Annotated in this window: 15 protein-coding genes; 4 read left to right on the top strand and 11 right to left on the bottom strand. The window is 66.6% G+C overall.

Annotated elements, in window-relative coordinates; all coding sequences use genetic code 11:
* Positions 1-194: 194 nt before the first annotated feature.
* Positions 195-2,993, top strand: a complete 2,799-nt coding sequence (locus tag PO768_RS04630) for an ExeM/NucH family extracellular endonuclease (protein ID WP_272645106.1) — start codon at positions 195-197, stop codon at positions 2,991-2,993.
* 20 nt (positions 2,994-3,013) lie between these two features.
* Complete coding sequence (locus PO768_RS04625; protein WP_272645105.1) at positions 3,014-3,505, top strand: PEP-CTERM sorting domain-containing protein; 492 nt, start codon at positions 3,014-3,016, stop codon at positions 3,503-3,505.
* Positions 3,506-3,564: 59 nt separating this feature from the next.
* Here PO768_RS04625 and PO768_RS04620 read toward each other — a convergent pair whose 3' ends face one another.
* From PO768_RS04620 to PO768_RS04585, 8 genes are all read right to left on the bottom strand, one after another.
* Positions 3,565-4,179, bottom strand: a complete 615-nt coding sequence (locus PO768_RS04620; RefSeq protein WP_137941622.1) for a LysE family translocator — start codon at positions 4,177-4,179, stop codon at positions 3,565-3,567.
* Between the two features lie 45 nt (positions 4,180-4,224).
* Complete coding sequence (locus tag PO768_RS04615; RefSeq protein WP_137941623.1) at positions 4,225-4,884, bottom strand: cation transporter; 660 nt, start codon at positions 4,882-4,884, stop codon at positions 4,225-4,227.
* A gap of 89 nt (positions 4,885-4,973) precedes the next feature.
* Positions 4,974-5,522 (bottom strand): crossover junction endodeoxyribonuclease RuvC, encoded by a 549-nt coding sequence (ruvC, locus tag PO768_RS04610; protein ID WP_272645104.1) that lies wholly within the window; start codon positions 5,520-5,522, stop codon positions 4,974-4,976.
* Positions 5,522-6,502: a phosphatidate cytidylyltransferase gene (locus PO768_RS04605; RefSeq protein WP_272645103.1), complete on the bottom strand. Its 981-nt coding sequence runs from the start codon at positions 6,500-6,502 to the stop codon at positions 5,522-5,524. Before PO768_RS04605 ends, ruvC begins: the two co-directional genes overlap by 1 nt.
* Positions 6,502-7,131 carry a lysophospholipid acyltransferase family protein gene (locus tag PO768_RS04600; RefSeq protein WP_137941626.1) on the bottom strand — a complete coding sequence of 210 codons (630 nt, stop codon included), beginning with the start codon at positions 7,129-7,131 and terminating at the stop codon, positions 6,502-6,504. The genes PO768_RS04605 and PO768_RS04600 overlap by 1 nt, the downstream gene beginning before the upstream one ends.
* A 45-nt stretch (positions 7,132-7,176) precedes the next feature.
* Positions 7,177-8,820, bottom strand: coding sequence for a GMC family oxidoreductase (locus PO768_RS04595; protein WP_442953174.1), 1,644 nt, complete (start codon positions 8,818-8,820; stop codon positions 7,177-7,179).
* A gap of 11 nt (positions 8,821-8,831) precedes the next feature.
* Positions 8,832-10,241, bottom strand: coding sequence for a coniferyl aldehyde dehydrogenase (locus tag PO768_RS04590; RefSeq protein ID WP_272645101.1), 1,410 nt, complete (start codon positions 10,239-10,241; stop codon positions 8,832-8,834).
* A 130-nt stretch (positions 10,242-10,371) separates the two neighbouring features.
* Positions 10,372-11,448 carry an AI-2E family transporter gene (locus PO768_RS04585; RefSeq protein ID WP_272645100.1) on the bottom strand — a complete coding sequence of 359 codons (1,077 nt, stop codon included), beginning with the start codon at positions 11,446-11,448 and terminating at the stop codon, positions 10,372-10,374.
* Between the two features lie 216 nt (positions 11,449-11,664).
* On the opposite strand from PO768_RS04585, the gene PO768_RS04580 reads away from it, so the two are divergent.
* Positions 11,665-12,489 (top strand): hypothetical protein, encoded by an 825-nt coding sequence (locus PO768_RS04580; RefSeq protein WP_272645099.1) that lies wholly within the window; start codon positions 11,665-11,667, stop codon positions 12,487-12,489.
* A gap of 456 nt (positions 12,490-12,945) precedes the next feature.
* On the top strand, positions 12,946-13,587 hold the full coding sequence (locus PO768_RS04575) for a hypothetical protein (RefSeq protein ID WP_272645098.1): 642 nt from the start codon (positions 12,946-12,948) through the stop codon (positions 13,585-13,587).
* Positions 13,588-13,656: 69 nt separating this feature from the next.
* Here the strand turns inward: PO768_RS04575 and mpl are convergent, their stop codons facing one another.
* From mpl to hemL, 3 genes are read right to left on the bottom strand one after another with little or no spacing between them, the layout of a single operon-like run.
* Positions 13,657-15,045, bottom strand: coding sequence for a UDP-N-acetylmuramate:L-alanyl-gamma-D-glutamyl-meso-diaminopimelate ligase (gene mpl, locus PO768_RS04570; protein WP_272645097.1), 1,389 nt, complete (start codon positions 15,043-15,045; stop codon positions 13,657-13,659).
* 1 nt (position 15,046) lies between these two features.
* The gene (locus tag PO768_RS04565; RefSeq protein ID WP_272645096.1) at positions 15,047-15,700 is read right to left on the bottom strand and encodes an HAD family hydrolase; all 654 of its coding nucleotides are present in this window, start codon (positions 15,698-15,700) and stop codon (positions 15,047-15,049) included.
* 10 nt (positions 15,701-15,710) lie between these two features.
* Positions 15,711-16,997 carry a glutamate-1-semialdehyde 2,1-aminomutase gene (hemL, locus tag PO768_RS04560; protein WP_272645095.1) on the bottom strand — a complete coding sequence of 429 codons (1,287 nt, stop codon included), beginning with the start codon at positions 16,995-16,997 and terminating at the stop codon, positions 15,711-15,713.
* Positions 16,998-17,010 lie beyond the last annotated feature (13 nt).

The following is a 17,010-nucleotide window of genomic DNA, read 5'->3' as shown; positions in this document are numbered from 1 at the left end:
TGCGCCTGTCAAGCGCGCCGCCTCATCGGCTACCCCCGCGTTTGCGGTGTCTTCTGCTGTCATATCTTGCCGCTAGCATCACCGCACGCGCTGCTCTCGTCGTCGGCGCGAAAGCGCAGCCAAGCAGCTTGCATCGTCCGCCGGCCACCTTTGGCGAGGTATTGGCCATTTCTTGAGTCCTCCCTATTCCCATCATGAAACTCAAACCTCTTATCAGTCTGCTGGCGCTGGCTTTTGCCGCGCCCAGCCTCTACGCCCAGGGCGTCGTCATCAGTCAGGTCTATGGCGGCGGCGGAAATAGCGGCACCACCTTCAAGAACGATTTTGTCGAGTTGTTCAATGCCGGCAAGACCGCGCAGAATCTGTCGACTTGGTCGGTGCAATATGCATCTGCCACCGGCAACTTCAACGCACCGACCAAGGCCAATATCGGCAATGTGACGCTGGAGCCGGGCCGCTATCTGCTGGTCAAGCTGGCGGCAGGTGGTGGTGGCACGCAAGACGTGCCCTTCGATGTTGACGGCGGCAACATCAATATGAGCGGAACATCGGGCAAAGTGGCCCTGGTGTCCAGCACCGATGCCCTGGTCTCGAACTTCACCTCTCCTGCCATCGTCGACCTGGTCGCTTTTGGCTCCGGCGCTCCTGCCGAGGGGTCGCCGATCACTGGCGTGACGGCCACCTCGGCGGCCATCCGCAAGGGCAATGGCTGCACCGACACCAATAGCAACAGCGCGGACTTCACGGTGGGCACGCCACTGCCGCGCACATTGGCCTCATCGCCAAACGTTTGCGACGGTAGCGGCGGTGGTGGCGAAGACCCTCCGCCGCCCGTCGGCACCCCGGTGGCGATCTATACGATCCAAGGCAGCGGCGCGCAAAGCCCGCTGAAGGACCAGACCGTCAGCACCCGTGGCATCGTGACCCATGTCACCAGCACCGGCTTCTATCTGCAGGACAAGCTCGGCGACGGCAACAACGCGACTTCGGACGGCATCTTTGTCTACACGGCCGCCGCCAACAGCGCCCAACTCGGCCAGGAGGTCAGCCTGACGGCCAAGGTGTCCGAGTTCATCGCCGGTGCCAGCAGCCCGGCCGCTCAGGCCCGCCCGATTACCCAGCTGATCACGCCGACGTCCATCACGGTGCTCAGCAGCGGCCACGCGATCACGCCGGTCGAGGTTGACCTGACTGCCCTCGGCGACGATGGTCTGGAGGCCTATGAGGGCATGCTGGTGACGCTGGCCGGCCCGGTGATGGTCCAGCAAAACTACGTCCTGGGCCGCTACGGCCAGCTGACCATCGCCGCCGGCGGCCGTCTGCTGAACCCGACCAATGTGCATCGCCCCGGCACGCCTGAGGCACAGGCCCTGTTCACCGCCAACGCGCGCCGCATGCTGCTGCTGGACGACAACCTGTCGATCCAGAATCCGAATCCGACGCCTTATCTGGCCGCCGACAACACGGTGCGTGCCGGTGACACGGCCGCGTCGCTGACCGGTGTGATCGACTTCGGCCTGGCCACCGCCGCCTCGAACGGCGCGGCGATGTACAAGCTGCAGCCCACCGCGCCGGTGCAGTTCGATCGCAGCAACCCGCGCACCGCCGCGCCCGCTGCCGCAGGCGGCAACTACACGGTGGCCAGTGCCAATGTGCTGAACTACTTCACCACCTTCACCAACGGCCAGACCGCCTCCGGCCAGAGCGGCCAGGGCTGCACGCTGGGCGGTGCCAGCTCGGCCTCCAACTGCCGCGGCGCCAACAACCTGGCCGAGTTCCAGCGTCAGCAGACCAAGCTGGTGGCCTCGCTCAGCGCGATCAATGCCGATGTGGTCGGCCTGATGGAGATCCAAAACAACGGCGACGTCGCGGCCCAGAACCTGGCCGATGCGATCAATGCCAAGCTGGGCTCGGTGGTCTACCAGGTCGTGCCCAAGGGCGCGCTGGACACCGGCACCGACGCGATCCGCGTGGCCATGCTCTACAAGCCGGGCCGCCTGAGCCTGCAGGGCGCGCCGCTGTCGGACACGCATGAGGTCAACAACCGGCCGACCTTTGCCCAGGGCTTCGCGGCACCGAATGGCGAGCGCTTCGCGGTGGCCGTCAACCACCTGAAGTCCAAGGGCAGCTGCCCCTCGGGCGGCATCGATGGCGACCAGGGCGATGGCCAGGGCTGCTGGAATGCCACCCGTGTCGACCAAGCCCAGCGTCTGCGCAGCTTTGTCGGCCAGATCCAGGCGGCAGCCAGCACGCAGGATGTGATCGTGCTGGGCGATATGAATGCCTATGCGCAGGAAGATCCCATCCACGCGCTGACCGGCGATGGCGCCTTCATCGACCAGGTCGGTCGTTTCGACCCGGCTGCCTACAGCTATGTGTTCGACGGCTTTGCCGGCCGCCTGGACCATGGCCTGACGACGGCCTCGATGAACGCCAAGATCGTCTCGGCCAAGCCCTGGGCCATCAACGCCGACGAACCGTTGATCATCGACTACAACCTCGAGTTCAAGCAGCCCGCCTGCGCGACCTGCGGGCCGGACTACTACCAGCCCACAGCCTACAAGTCCTCCGACCATGATCCAGTGGTGCTGGGCCTGAACCTGGTCAAGCAGGTGGCCGGTACGGCCGGGCGCGACACCATCGTCGGCACCGCCGGTGATGACCAGATCGAGGGCGGCGCCGGTGCAGACATGCTGACCGGCGGCGCCGGCCGCGACCAGTTCGTCTACCGCAGCATGCTGGATGCCGGCGACACCGTCACCGACTTCGCCGTCGGTGAGGACGTGCTGGTGCTGAGCCAGCTGCTGCAGGCCAGCGGCATCGTCAGCGCCGATCCGCTGGGTCAGGGCTTTGTGAGCTGCACGATGTCCGGCGCCAATGCCGTCATCGGCATCGACACCGACGGCAGCGCCGGCGCGACCAGGAGCAAGCCGCTGGTTCAGCTCAAGAGCGTGTCCTGCGCCACCCTCAACGCATCCAGCTTCAAGTTCTGAGCCTTCCAAGGAGAATTCCCATGTTCCGCAAAACCCTGACGGCCCTGGCGGCCCTGACACTGGCCTGCGCTGCGCAGGCCGCCACTTACAACTTCAGCGGCGCCTTCGATGCCAACCCCGGCGTCGCGGTGCTGAGCGGCCAGTTCTCGATCGACGATGCCGAGGTCGCCGCCGGCGGCTTCGACGGCAGCTTCGCCCTGACCGCGCTGACGCTGAACTTCATGGGCGACAGCTACACACTGGGCCAGGCGGTCGATCCCTATGTGCAGTTCGAGATGGGCAGCTTGATAGGCCCCAATGCCTTGTTCTCGACGACAGGTGGCGGTGAACTCGCCCTGCAGTCCTTCTTCGGCTTCAGCGGCTTCACCTACTCGATCGGCGGCAGCGACACGCTGGGCAGCCTGAGCATCAGCGCCGTCCCCGAGCCCGGCACCTGGGCGATGAGCCTGGCCGGCCTGGCTGCGCTCGGTGCGATCGCGCGCCGTCGCCGTCAGCAGCAGCAACAAGCCTGAGGCCACAAGCCTCGTCGCCAGGGGCGGTGCCAAGAGGCACCGCCCTTTTCTTTTGTGGCTCAGCGCGACAGCGCCAGCTTCAGCCCGAAGCCGATCAGCACCGTGCCGGCCAGGCGCTCCAGCCATTGGCCGATGCGCGGATTGCTGCGCAGCCGGGCCGCCAGATGCTGGGTCAGCAGCGTCACGACCAGGCCATAGGCTAAGGTCAGCAGCGCAATCGTCACGGCCATCGCGCCGAAGGTCGCCAGGCCCTGGTGCCGCGCCGGGTCAACAAATAGCGGGAAGAAGGCCATGTAGAACACGATGGCCTTGGGGTTCAGCAGTGTGATCAGCAGGGCCTGCTGGAAATACTGGCGCGGCCGGATCTGCAGCACCGGCGCGTCGCCCGGCTTGGCGCGCAACATGCGCCAGCCCAGCCAGGCCAGATAGGCCGCGCCCAGCCACTGCACGCCGGCGAACACACGCGGCGAGGCCGCCAGCAAAGCGGCAACGCCGGCCACAGCCAGCCACATCAAGACCTGATCGCCGGCGATCACGCCGAGCGTCGCGGCCAGCCCGCCCTTGAACCCGCCCTTGCCGGTGGACGAGATCAGGGCCAGATTGCCCGGGCCTGGAATCATCAAGAAGACGATGATGGCGACGACAAAGGCGCCGTAGTCTGCAATGCCGAACATGGGGACTCCGCGAGAACGAAGCGTGATGCTACGCCACGCCGCCGCTCAATGCCCGTGATCATGGGCATGCGCCGCAGGGCCGCTGCCATGACCGAGCTCGCTGCGGGCCTGGCGCAGCACCTGCCAGCCGCCATGCAGGGCCAGCGTGGCCATCAGGCCGGCGACGGCCAGGTCGGGCCAGGCGCTGCCGGTGCCGAAGACGCCGGCGGCCGCTGCCAGCACGGCCAGATTGCCGATCGCGTCATTGCGCGAGCACAGCCAGACGCTGCGCATATTGGCGTCGCCCTCGCGAAAGGCGTACAGCATCCAGGCGACTGCGACGTTGGCAGCCAGCGCCAGCAGGGCCACCGCCCCCATCGTCGGCGCATCCGGCACCTGGCCATGCCAGACCGCCCAGAGCGCATGGCCCAGCAGATAGAGCCCGAAACCCATCATGCTGGCGGCCTTCAGCATCGCTGCGCGAGCCCGCCAGGCTAGGGCCGAGGCCAGCACCGCCAGCGACACCGCATAGTTCAGCGCATCGCCGGCGAAGTCGATCGCATCGGCCAGCAGCGACAGCGAGCCGGCGGCAATGCCGGCCGTGATCTCCAGCAGGAACATCGCGGCATTGACCGCCAGCGCGATCCACAGGATCTTGCGGTAGCGGCCCAGATTGAGAATCTGGCTGGCTGGCGGCGTGTCGTGTTCACAGCAATGGGCGGACATCGGGAGGGCTCCAATCAGTCATTTGGTCGATGCCTGCATTGGAAAGCCTGGAGTCGCTACGGTGTCAAGCGGCAGGCGGCGAAAGTCGCTCAGTACGTCCGGCTGCCCTTGAACTGCGCGTGCTGGCGGCGCTGCAAGGTGGTGCTGCGGCTCATCGCCTCGAAGGAGACGCGGGCATGGGCATGCATGATGGCCAGGCCCAGCGCATCGGCGGCGTCCTTGCCGGGTTCGCCGGGCAGGGCCAGCAGGCGCTGCACCATGGCCTGCACCTGTTCCTTCTTCGCATGGCCATGGCCGACGATGGCTTTCTTCATCTGCAGCGCGGTGTACTCGGACACCGGCAGATCGCAGCTGACCAGGGCCGTCAGCGCCGCACCGCGTGCCTGGCCCAGCAGCAGCGTCGATTGCGGGGTGACGTTGACGAACACGATCTCGACCGCCGCGCACTGCGCCTGGTAGGTGGCCGCAACCTCGCGGATGCCGTCGAACAGGATCTTCAGCCGCGCCGGCAGATCGCCGGTGGCGACCGCGCTGGTCTTGATCGTGCCGCTGGCCACATAGCTCAGGCGCGGGCCGTCGGCGTCGATGACGCCGAAGCCGGTGGTCTGCAGACCGGGGTCAATGCCGAGAATTCGCATCAGAGGTCAAGCTTGAAATACCAGCGCACCGAGTGGAAGAACACCGGGGCCGCGAAGCACAGCACTGCGATGCGGTCCAGCAGGCCCACCGCGCCGGTGATGGAGCTGCGGTTGCCCCAGTAGACCACGCCGGCGTCGCGCTTGAGCGCCTTCATCACCAGGCCGCCCATGGTGCCGGCCGCCGCCGCGATGACCGCCATCACGAGGGCCTGGCCGGCCTTGAACGGGGTGATCCAGTACAGCAGGGTGCCGGTGACGGCCGCCGCCAGCAGGCCCAGCCACCAGGCCCGCAAGGAGAAGCTGCGGCTGATGCGGCGCGCCAGCGGCCGGCGCCGCAGCGAGCGGCTGGCCACTTCCTGGACGATCTGGCCGACACCGACCACCATCACCAGGAAGAACAGCAGGAAGGGGCCGCGCCCTTCATAGCCCCTGAAGTCCAGCAGCAGCAGGGCGGGCGCATGCGAGAGCCCGTAGACGCAGACCATGATGCCCCACTGGATCTTGGCATTGCGTTCGAGAAAGCGCTGCGGATCGTCGGCCAGCGCACTGACCACCGGGATGGCCAGAAAGCCGTAGACCGGGATCAGCACGCTGAACACATCGAAATGCCGGTTGCCGACCAGCGCGTACTGCAGCGGCAGCAGCACGAAGAAGGCCAGGATCAGGCTGCGATGGTCGGCGCGCCGGGTGTGCATCAGCGTGATGAACTCGCGCAGCGCCAGAAAGGACAGCACGCCGAACAGCAGGGTGGCGCCCAGCGGCCCCGAGACCCAGGCGGCCCAGAACAGCAGCGAGCCGACCCAGGTGGCGTTCAGGTCGCGGCGGAACTGGCGCCAGTTGTTCTCGGCCGCCTCGCTGCGCTCGGTGCTGCGCAGCGAGTAGAAGAAGCCTGCGGCGGTGATCAGCACCAACAGGCCGAACAGAATCAGGAACAGCAGCGCGATCTGGTCGCCGGCGTTCATCAGGCGCAGCGCTTTCATCAAGCACGCTCCTGTGTGGGCCGCTGCGCCAGCACGGCGTCGCGGGCACGGGCCAGGAAGTCGCGCTTGTCCTCGCCGGGCATCAGGTGCAGAGGCTCGCCGAAAGTCACGGTGCAAAGAATCGGCACCGGCACGATCTCGCCCTTGGGCATCACGCGCTGGACGTTGTCTATCCAGGTCGGTATCAGCTGCACCTGCGGAAACTGCTGGGCCAGATGGAACAGCCCGGCCTTGAAGGCCTGCGGCTCGCCCTTGCTGGAGCGCGTGCCCTCGGGAAAGATCACCAGCGAGTCGCCGTTGCCCAGCGCCTCGACCAGCGGCTCAAGCGGGTCCTCATCGGGCGTTGTGCGGGTGCGGCTCACATAGATGGCGTTGAACACCGCCGAGGTCAGCCAGGTCTTGAGCTTGCTGGAGGTCCAGTAGTCGCGGGCCGCGATCGGCCGGGTGCCGGCGCGCAGCTCGGCCGGCAGCGCGGCCCAGATCAGCACCCAGTCGAAGTGGCTTTGATGGTTGGCGAAATAGATGCGCTGCTCGGCGGTGGGCGGGCAGCCCTTCCAGTGGCCCTGGGCGCCGGTGATCAGGCGCGCCAGGGAGGCCAGCAGCAGGCCCGTCGCTTCGGTCAATGACATGCGGGGATTATCCCCGGCCTCATGCCGACCTCATGCCGACAGTACTCAGACCGCCGCCAGATCGTGCCGTGCCTGAGGCATCGTCGCGCTGCGGCCGCGCATCAGATCGGCCGCCTTCTCGCCGATCACGATGGCCGGTGCATTGGTGTTGCCGCTGATCACCTGGGGCATCACCGAGGCGTCCACCACCCGCAGACCCTCGATGCCATGCACGCGCAGCTCGGCGTCCACCACCGCCAGCGCATCCTGGCCCATGCGGCAGCTGCCCACCGGGTGGTAGACCGTGTCCACGCGCTGGCGCAGCAAGGCCTCGATCTCGGCATCGCTATCGCCCGTCTGAGCCTCGCGGGTCCAGGCCTCGTGGGTCCAGAAGGCCTTCAGGCTGGGGGCGCGCATCAGCGCGCGGGTCAGTCGATAGCCCTCGACCAGCTGCTGCACATCGTCCGGATGCTGCAAGAAAGCCGGGTCGATCAGCGGCGCGGCCAGCGGGTCGGCGCTGGCCAGGCTCAGCGTGCCGCGGCTGTGCGGGCGCAGCAGGCAGACATGGCAGGACAGGCCGTGGCCCAGGCCCAGCTTGCGCGCATGGTCCTGCACCAGGGCGACGACGAAATGCAGCTGCATATTCGGCGCCGGCAGGCCCGGCCGGGTGCTCAGAAAACCGCCGCACTCGGCGAAATTGGTCGTGATCATGCCGCGGCGTTCGCGCCGGTAGCGGGCGATGGATTGGAGCAGGCGCCAGCCGCCCTTGGCCGAGATGCCCACCGTGTCCAGGCTGTCGGACAGGTAGCCGAACACAAAGTCCGGGTGGTCGTGCAGGTTCTGGCCTACACCCGGCAGATGATGGGTCACCGGCAGGCCCAGTCGCTGCAGCGCCGCGCCATCGCCGATGCCCGACAGCATCAGCAGCTGGGGCGACTGCAGCGCGCCGGCGCTCAGCACCACCTCGCGAGCAGCGCGCAGCTCGCGCTTGTGGCCGTTCTGCAGGATCTCGACGCCGACCGCGCGCCGGCCCTCCAGCAGCAGGCGCAGCACGCGCACGCCGGTGAGCACTTGCAGATTGGGCCGGCTGCCCAGATGCGGATGCAGATAGCCGCGCGCGGCGCTCCAGCGCTCGCCCTCGTGCTGGGTCACCTGGTAGACGCCCAGGCCTTCCATCTCGCCGGCATTGAAATCGTCCAGCACCGGATGGTCGCAGTGTCGGGCGGCCTCCAGCCAGGCCGCATGCAGCGGGCTGTCGCTGCGCAGATCGCCGACGCGCAGCGGCCCGGCCTGGCCATGCCAGGGGGCGCCCAGCCGGGTGTTGTTCTCGGAGCGGATGAAGTAGGGCAGCAACTCGTCGAAGCTCCAGCCGGGGTTGCCGGCGGCGGCCCAGGCGTCGTAGTCGCTGCGGTGGCCGCGGATATAGACCATCGCATTGATGGCCGAGGAGCCGCCGAGCACCCGGCCGCGTGGCTGGTAGCCGCGCCTGCCGTTCAGCCCGGCCTGGGGCACGGTCTCGAAAGCCCAGTTGTTGAGCTTGCTGGGGATTTGCAGCACGCCGGCAAATGGTGTCTTGACCACCCAGCTGTCGCCGGCGCCGCCGGCCTCCAGCACCGTGACTCGGCAGGTCGGATCTTCGCTGAGCCGGCCGGCCAGCGCGCAGCCGGCCGAGCCGCCGCCAATGATCAGATAGTCGTGCTCGGCCCTCATCGTCGCGCCGCTCATGCAATCTTCTTCAGCAGGCCCAGCAGACGCTCGAAAGTGACGCCATAGGGCGGGTAGAACAGCCGGGTGCCGGCCCAGCGCGGCTGCGTGAACACCGGCTTGAGCGCGCTGAAGGTGTTGAAACCCCAGACGCCGTGATAGGCCCCTTGTCCGCTGGCGCCGACGCCGCCAAAGGGCTGGTCCTCCTGGCCGATATGCCAGATGCAGTCATTGACCGTGACGCCGCCGGCATGGGTCTCGCGCAGCACCCGCTCGCGCGCTGGCCCGTCGCTGCCGAACCAGTACAGCGCCAGCGGCCGCTCGTGGCGCTGCACATGAGCGATCGCGGCGCCGGCATCGTCGCAGCCGACGATGGGCAGCAGCGGGCCGAAGATCTCCTCGCGCATCACCGCCATCTCGCCCGTCACGTCCAGCAGCAGATGCGGCACCAGCTTGCGGCCCTCGGGGACCTCGTCATGGCTGGGCAGCAGCCGGGCGCCGCGCGCGCGGGCGTCGTCGAGCAGGCCTTGCAGCCGGGCGTGGTGGCGCTCGGTCGCGATGCTTGTGTAGTCGGGGTTGCCGGCAATGCTTGGGTAGAGTCGGCGTATCGCCCGCTGCAGCGCCTGGGCCAGCGGCTCGACCATGGGCTTGGGCGCGAGCACATAGTCCGGCGCGATGCAGGTCTGGCCGGCGTTGAGCAGCTTGCCGAAGGCCAGCCGCTCGGCGACACGCCCCAGATCCGCGCTGGCATCGATGATGACCGGCGACTTGCCGCCGAGCTCCAAGGTCACCGGGGTCAGGTTTTGCGCGGCGGCCTGGGCCACCAGCCGGCCCACGGCGGTGGAGCCGGTGAAGAACAGGTGGTCGAAGGGCAGGGCCGCGAAGGCGCGGGCCAGCGCCGCGTCGCCGCAGATCACCTGCATCTCCTCGGGCGCGAAATGCTCGGCCACGATGCGGGCCATCAGGGCCGAGGTCAGCGGGGTCAGCTCCGAGGGCTTGATCAGCACCCGGTTGCCCGCCGCCAGCGCGGCCAGCGCCGGGCTCAGCGCCAGCTGATAGGGATAGTTCCAGGGTGCGATCACACCCACCACGCCCAGCGGCTGCGGCATCAGTCGATTGCTGCCAGGCAGGAAATGCAGGGCGGTGGGCATGCGCCTGGACTTCATCCAGCCGCGCAGATGGGCTTTGGCATGCTGGGCCGCCGACTCCACCGTGAACACATCGGCCAGCAGGGTCTCCTGGCGGGCGCGATGGCCGAAATCGCGCGAGATCGCCTCGACCAGCTCGTCCGCATGCCGGCGCGTCATCGCTCGCACGCGCTCGACCCGGTCCAGCCGGGTGGCCAGGCTGGGCATGGGCTCGGCGCGGAAAGCGCTGCGCTGCAGCTCCAGGCAGAGCTGCAGGCGCTCGTTGAGGCTGTGGTCCAAACAGGTCTCCTTGTGTCTTGTGGCACAAGGCTAACCCCCAGGGCCTGGACCGCCAAGCGTGAAGGCCCTGGGCTAGAGGAGGGGCTCTACAGAAAAGCCCGCCGCACTGTCGCCTGCGGGACAGGGGTGGCTAGTTGTGCATGCCGCGCCGCTCGGTGGCGACGATGTCCCAGACCGCGATGAACATCGCCGCGATCAGCGGGCCGATCACAAAGCCGTTCAGCCCGAACACGGCCATGCCGCCCAGCGTGGAGATCAGCACGATGTAGTCGGGCATCTTGGTGTCCTTGCCGACCAGCAGCGGCCGCAGCAGGTTGTCGACCAGGCCGATCACCAGCACGCCATAGGCGATCAGGCCCAGGCCGGCCGCGACATTGCCGGTGGCCAGGAAGTACAGCGCTACCGGCAGCCACACCAGGCCGGCGCCAACGGCCGGCAGCAGCGACAGAAAGGCCATCAGCACGGCCCACAGCACCGGGGCATGCACGTCCAGCACCCAGAAGGCCAGGCCGCCTAGAGCGCCCTGCAGCGCGGCCACAGCGATATTGCCCTTGACGGTGGCGCGGATCACGGTGGTGAACTTCTCTGCCAGCATGCGCTTGTAGGTGGCGCGCAAGGGCAGCGCCTCGCGAATGCGGCGCGACAGTTGCTCGCCGTCGCGCATCACGAAGAACATCAGGTAGAGCATGATGAAGAAGCTGACGACGAAGTCGAAGGTGTCCTGGCCGAAGCCCAGGGCCTTGCTCGCCAGCAACTGGCTGCCCTGGTTCAGCGCGCTCACCAGCTTGTCCTGCAGCAGGTTGAGATTGCCCAGGCCGAAGCGGTCCAGCAACTGGGTCAGCCAGGCCGGCAGCGCCGCATAGATCTGCTGCACATAGGTCGTGAAGCTGAACTCGCCCGACTTGCTCTTTGCATACAGCGCCGTGCCCTCCTGTACCAGCGACAGCGTGATCAGGGCCAGCGGCAGTATCACCAGCAGCAGAACAATGAGGATTGCACCCAGCGCCGCCAGCGTGCGCCGCCCCTTGGCGGGCTTGAGCAGGCGCCGGTACAGCGGCGCGAACACGATGGCCATTGCCGTGCCCCACAGCACCGCGCCGTAAAAGGGCAGGAGGATCCAGCCAAAGGCCAGGGTCACCAGCACCAGCAGCAGCACAAAGGTCTTGTCGTGCAGGGCGGGGGCGTCATCGGGGGGCAGGGGCGGCATGATCCGTTCGGGTGTGCGATGGAGTGATCTCGCATCGTAGCTGGCTATCCTGGACCGATTAGCCGAGGGTGACGGTTCGGCTGTGCCAATGAATGGTGGACTCACGCTTGCGAGTGCAAAGTAGGGTTCCCTACCCCTCCTTTGGGGCGATGGACGCCCTTTTGTGCGAAATATGAAACTCCGTGCCGAGCTACTTCACTCAAAAGGGAGATCGTCATGCACCATCAGTTTCGGGCACTGATCGCTATTGCTGTCATGTTGGCGCTTAGCGCTACGGCAATCAGCGCAAGAGCCGGTTGTGAAACGCTTGAGCCATTCCAGATGCCGCGTACGCCCGAAGGCGTTAACGCGCGCGCGTCGAGCCTTTCGAGCGCTGGTGATGTAGCGCCGAGAACCGCAGCAAGTCTTGAGTATGAAAATGGCCAGCCTACTGTCGTCGTCCTGGGCGGTGTTCGACACAAATTGGTGCGGGAAGCAGGTACTGGTCGCATCCTGGGTGTGGAGGCAGGCGGTAATTTGCTTTCCATTGACCGCCGGAGCTTGACTGATTCTGAACGGCAAGCGGTCAGGTCCTTGCAACAGCAGGGTTCAGCTGTATCGACAGACCCTCGTCCACTGGGCTTTTGCGGTGGCAACTTAGCCTACTCGATGAGCATGCACGCATCACTTCCCCCCGTGACGGTGACTGGTGAAAGTGTCGGGCGGATTGGATTCTGGCAAGAAGTTCAGATTTCAGGATGGAGTCCGTTGAGCGTCGATCTGACTATCGCTGGTGGGAATTCGGAGTCTCTAACGCAACGCTTTGCGCGTTGTAAGGCGCAGCGCGACTTCTGTGTTCAAACTGGTGTACAGGAAACGGTCAATCGCATCAACGCGGTGTGCATTGCCGGTGGTGGCCTAATTGCACTCACAGGACTTGGCACTTATGCCGGTTTGATTGGCATGACGGCGTGCGTGGCTGCGAACGAAACAATTGGTCCATCATGGCTAACTCAACGATGCGAAGCCAAGCAAGCCGAATGCAATGCGACGCCGGGCTGATGGCCTCGGCCAAAAGGGGCTGCGCCTGGATGTCAGATCTTCAGAGCGTTCGTGGATTGTGGTGTTTGCTCGATGAGGCCATTACTGTCGAGAGCTGCAATGCGGCAATGGCTTAAACATTTGCTTGTGAGGCGAGCACCGATAGCGTTGGCGTTGGTGTTGCTCGGGACTCTCTGGCTGAAGTATGTCGGCCGACATGATGCAGACGGAGTGAGTGATGGCGGGCCGGCTGTACATGCGGCGAGTCCGGGCAGCAAAGTCCTCGAAATCGACGGTCATAGCCGGTCCGGCTCTTTGCCAGCAGGCGGTGTTGATGCTGCACGGCCCAGGCCCATTACGCAAACTGGTGCCGACCGGTCAGATGTACCTGACTATGTTGGATTGATACGCCGTGCACAGTCAGGCGGTTCGCCGGAGGATGCCTACGAGGCTGCGGGTGCGATCCGGCGCTGCGGGATGATCGACAAGATAGTTGAGCAGGGCTACGGGGCCCTGGCACGCGCGGACGAGCACGCCGAAGCATACCGACAGCTGCGCCTAGACAATCTGAAGCATGATCAGGCTATTCAGCGCCGTTGTCAGGAACTCAGTCCGGACATGTACATGCCGCTAGGCCCGTTGCTGAAGCGAGGCATTGAAGGTGGTGTGCCGGGTGCCGCCTCCGAGTACTGGTTTTTGCGCCGCCAGGGTTTGGTCGGGGAACGCGAAATTAGCGATGAAGTACTGAGGGCGGCCTTGATCCGCGATGCCAGACTCGGCCATGGCTCCACCCTCAGCGAGCTGGTGTTCTTTGGAGATTCGCTAGGCTTGTCCGCCGTGGAGCTGCGAGGCTATGAGCTGTTCATGGAGATGCTGAAGCAGCGAGGCCGACCACATCTGCAAACCCGTGACGACATGGGACAGTTGTTGCCCGAGATGTTGGTGGCGGCAAAGGCGCCAGAATGGGTGATTGAGGCCTTCCAAGCCGCTGTGCGGACCATGTCAGGTCTCCGAAGCCTTCCCCCCGAAAAGGAGGCCGAGGCTCGCAAGCTGGCGCACGAATTCTTGCGTGAGTGGCAGCAGTCGACGGAAGCGCAGAACATAGCTCAGCCACGCTGAACTGGCTTAAAGTGGCTGCTGCGGCAGAGTTGCAGCGGCGCGGTGGATAGATGGCGGTCCGCGCAGTCCTCAGCCGTCGCGTTGCCGCAGCGCGGCGAGCAGCTTCTCGTGAATCCCGCCAAAGCCGCCATTGCTCATGCACAGCACATGGTCGCCGGGCTTGGCGGCCCGGACGACGGCGGCCACCAGCGCATCGATGTCGGCACAGACCTGGGCCTGCGCGCCCATGGTCGCCAGCACTTCCTTGGCGTCCCAGTCGACGCTGCCCTGATGGCAGAAACTGAGATCGGCCTCTTCCAGCGACCAGGGCAGCTGGGCCTTCATCGTGCCCAGCTTCATCGTGTTGGAGCGCGGCTCGAACACGGCCAGGATGCGCTCGCTGGGCGCGATACGGCGGCGCAGGCCGTTGACCGTGGTGTGGATGGCGGTCGGGTGGTGGGCGAAGTCGTCGTAGACCTTGACGCTGCCTCCTTCAACGAGGGCCTCGCCGCGCAGCTCCAGCCGGCGACGCACGTTCTGGAACGTGGCCAGCGCGGCGGCCGACTGCTCGGGCGGCACTGCCAGATGCTCGGCGGCGGCGATCGCGGCCAGCGCATTGAGCTGGTTGTGCTCGCCGCTCAGGGCCCATTCGACCCGCGCGACCTTCAGGCTGCCGCGCAGCACGTCGAAGGCCTGCGGCTCGCCACGGGCGCGCAGCGCGCCGGGCTCTTCCTTGCGGGCGCCGAAGCGCTGCACCTCGCTCCAGCAGCCGCGGCTGAGCACGCGCTTGAGCGCGTCCTCGCGGGCATTGACGACCAGGCGGCCGCTGGCCGGCACGGTGCGCACCAGGTGGTGGAACTGGGTCTCGATCGCGGCCAGGTCGGGGAAGATGTCGGCGTGGTCGTGCTCGAGATTGTTCAGGATCGCGGTGCGCGGCCGGTAGTGGACGAACTTGCTGCGCTTGTCGAAGAAGGCGGTGTCGTACTCGTCGGCTTCGATGACGAAAGGCTTGCCCTTGCCGAGCCGGGCCGAGACGCCAAAGTTCAGCGGCACGCCGCCGACCAGAAAGCCCGGCTCCAGCCCGGTCTGCTCAAGAATCCAGGCCAGCATCGCGGTGGTCGTGGTCTTGCCATGGGTGCCGGCCACGGCCAGCACATGGCGGCCCTGCAAGACATGCTCGGCCAACCACTGCGGGCCCGAGGTGTAGGGCAGACCGGCGTCGAGAATGGCTTCCATCAGCGGGAAGCGGCCTTCCGAGGAGCGGGTCACGACATTGCCGATCACGAACAGATCGGGTTTGAGCGCCAGCTGCTCGGCGCCAAAGCCCTGGATCAGCTCGATGCCCAAGGCCTGCAACTGATCGGACATCGGCGGGTAGACATTGGCATCGCAGCCGGTCACCTTGTGGCCGGCCTCGCGGGCCAGCGCGGCCAGGCCGCCCATGAAGGTGCCGCAGATGCCGAGGATGTGGCTATGCATATCAGTTGTCTCTAAACCAGGAGGGCAGGCGGGGCAGGACCTCGTCCAGGGAGCCTAGCACCAGGCACTGCGGGGCGATAGCCGGGTCGGGCTGCTTCAGGTCGGGCACCAGGACCACGCCCATGCCCGCCGTCAGCGCCCCCTGGGCGCCGTAGCTGGAATCCTCGAACACCAGGGCCTTAGCAGGATGGATGCCAAGGCTGCGCGCGGCCAGCTCGAACAGGTCCGGATGCGGCTTGCCGCGTGCCACCTGGTCGCCGCCGTGGATGGGGCCAAAGAAGTGACGGATGCCGGCTGCGTCGAGCCGGTCGATCACCTTGGCGTGGCGGGTCGAGGAGGCCACGGCCAGCGGCACGCCCAGGCCCTGAAGTCCCTGCAGCAGGGCCAGCGCACCGGCCTTGAGTTCGAATCCGCGGCCTTGGAACTGCCTGGCGATCTCGGCATCGACCGCCTCATACACGCCCTCGGCCTCCGCCAGGCTGCCCAGCTTCTCGGTCAGCACGGCCAGGCTGTCCGGCCGGTTGCGGCCGACCGTCAGCAGATAGTCGGCCTCGGTCAGCGATGACAGCCGCAGCCAGGCATCGCGGATCGGTCGCTCGGAGTCGAGCAGCAGACCGTCCATATCGAAGATCACCGCATCGAAGCGGCGGGCCATGAGCGCCATCTCAGCGCAGGGCGCTGCGGGCGGCGTCCAGCGTGGCCTCGATATCGGCCGCGCTGTGGGCGCCGCTGACGAAGCCGGCTTCATACAGCGCGGGTGCCAGGTAGACGCCGGCATCGAGCATGCCGTGGAAGAAGCGGTTGAAGCGCTCCTTGTCGGTCGTCATCACGGTGGTGTAGTTCTGCGGCAGCTCGCTCATCAGGAAGAAGCCGAACATGCCGCCCTGGCAATCGGCGCTGAAGGGCACGCCATTGTCCTTGGCCACCGCCACCAGGCCGTCGACCAGGCTGCGGGTGCGCTCGCTCAGCGCGTCGAAGAAGCCGGGCTTCTGGATCTCGCGCAGCGTGGCCAAGCCGCAGGCGGTGGCGACCGGGTTGCCGCTCAGGGTGCCGGCCTGGTAGACGCCGCCCAGCGGGGCGAGGTGAGCCATGATGTCGCGGCTGGCACCAAAGGCGGCCAGCGGCATGCCGCCGCCGATGACCTTGCCGAACACGCTGATATCGGGCTTGAAGCCGGGGATCAGGCTGGCATAGTGGCCTTGCGCGCTGCTCAGGCCGACGCGAAAGCCCGTCATCACCTCATCGAACACCAGCAGCGCGCCATGGGCCGAGCACAGCTCGCGCATGCGGCTCATGAAGGGCAGGCTGGCGCGCACGAAGTTCATATTGCCGGCGATCGGCTCGACGATCACGCAGGCCAGCTCGGGCCCGTGCAGCGCGAAGGCCTCTTCGAGCTGGGCGAGGTTGTTGTACTCCAGCACCAGCGTGTGCTGGGCGACCTCGGCCGGTACGCCGGCGCTGGTCGGGTGGCCGAAAGTGGCAAGACCCGACCCCGCCTTGACCAGCAGCGCGTCGGTGTGGCCGTGGTAGCAGCCCTCGAACTTGATGAATTTGCTGCGGCCTGTGGCGCCGCGCGCCAGCCGGATCGCGCTCATCGTCGCCTCGGTGCCGGAGCTGACCAGGCGCACCTGCTCCATGCTGGGCACCAGCTTCAGGATCTCCTCGGCCAGCTCGAGCTCGCGCTCGGTCGGCGCGCCGAAGGAGAAGCCCTCGCGCGCCGCACTCAGCACCGCATCCAGCACGGCAGGGTGGCCGTGGCCCAGGATCATCGGGCCCCAGGAGCCGATGTAGTCGATATAGCGCCGGCCCTCGGCATCGACGATATAGGCGCCTTCACCGCGCTTGATGAAGCGCGGCGTGCCGCCGACGGCGCGGAAGGCGCGCACCGGCGAATTGACGCCGCCAGGGATGACGCGCTGCGAGCGCTCGAACAGGTCTTGATTCGTGGTCATGATCGGAAAGACA

The organism is Paucibacter sp. XJ19-41, assembly GCF_028462495.1.
GTDB lineage: Bacteria > Pseudomonadota > Gammaproteobacteria > Burkholderiales > Burkholderiaceae_C > Roseateles_E.
Note: the sequence above shows the minus strand (reverse complement) of the source record. Positions and strands in the feature narration are given on the sequence as shown.

Coding starts and splice junctions, on each gene's coding strand:
- hemL (WP_272645095.1), bottom strand. CDS start 16,997: ATGACCACGAATCAAGACCTGTTCGAGCGCTCGCAGCGCGTCATCCCT.
- PO768_RS04585 (WP_272645100.1), bottom strand. CDS start 11,448: ATGCCGCCCCTGCCCCCCGATGACGCCCCCGCCCTGCACGACAAGACC.
- PO768_RS04620 (WP_137941622.1), bottom strand. CDS start 4,179: ATGTTCGGCATTGCAGACTACGGCGCCTTTGTCGTCGCCATCATCGTC.
- PO768_RS04595 (WP_442953174.1), bottom strand. CDS start 8,820: ATGAGGGCCGAGCACGACTATCTGATCATTGGCGGCGGCTCGGCCGGC.
- PO768_RS04565 (WP_272645096.1), bottom strand. CDS start 15,700: ATGGCCCGCCGCTTCGATGCGGTGATCTTCGATATGGACGGTCTGCTG.
- PO768_RS04625 (WP_272645105.1), top strand. CDS start 3,014: ATGTTCCGCAAAACCCTGACGGCCCTGGCGGCCCTGACACTGGCCTGC.
- ruvC (WP_272645104.1), bottom strand. CDS start 5,522: ATGCGAATTCTCGGCATTGACCCCGGTCTGCAGACCACCGGCTTCGGC.
- PO768_RS04615 (WP_137941623.1), bottom strand. CDS start 4,884: ATGTCCGCCCATTGCTGTGAACACGACACGCCGCCAGCCAGCCAGATT.
- PO768_RS04600 (WP_137941626.1), bottom strand. CDS start 7,131: ATGTCATTGACCGAAGCGACGGGCCTGCTGCTGGCCTCCCTGGCGCGC.
- mpl (WP_272645097.1), bottom strand. CDS start 15,045: ATGCATAGCCACATCCTCGGCATCTGCGGCACCTTCATGGGCGGCCTG.
- PO768_RS04575 (WP_272645098.1), top strand. CDS start 12,946: ATGATCGACAAGATAGTTGAGCAGGGCTACGGGGCCCTGGCACGCGCG.
- PO768_RS04630 (WP_272645106.1), top strand. CDS start 195: ATGAAACTCAAACCTCTTATCAGTCTGCTGGCGCTGGCTTTTGCCGCG.
- PO768_RS04580 (WP_272645099.1), top strand. CDS start 11,665: ATGCACCATCAGTTTCGGGCACTGATCGCTATTGCTGTCATGTTGGCG.
- PO768_RS04605 (WP_272645103.1), bottom strand. CDS start 6,502: ATGAAAGCGCTGCGCCTGATGAACGCCGGCGACCAGATCGCGCTGCTG.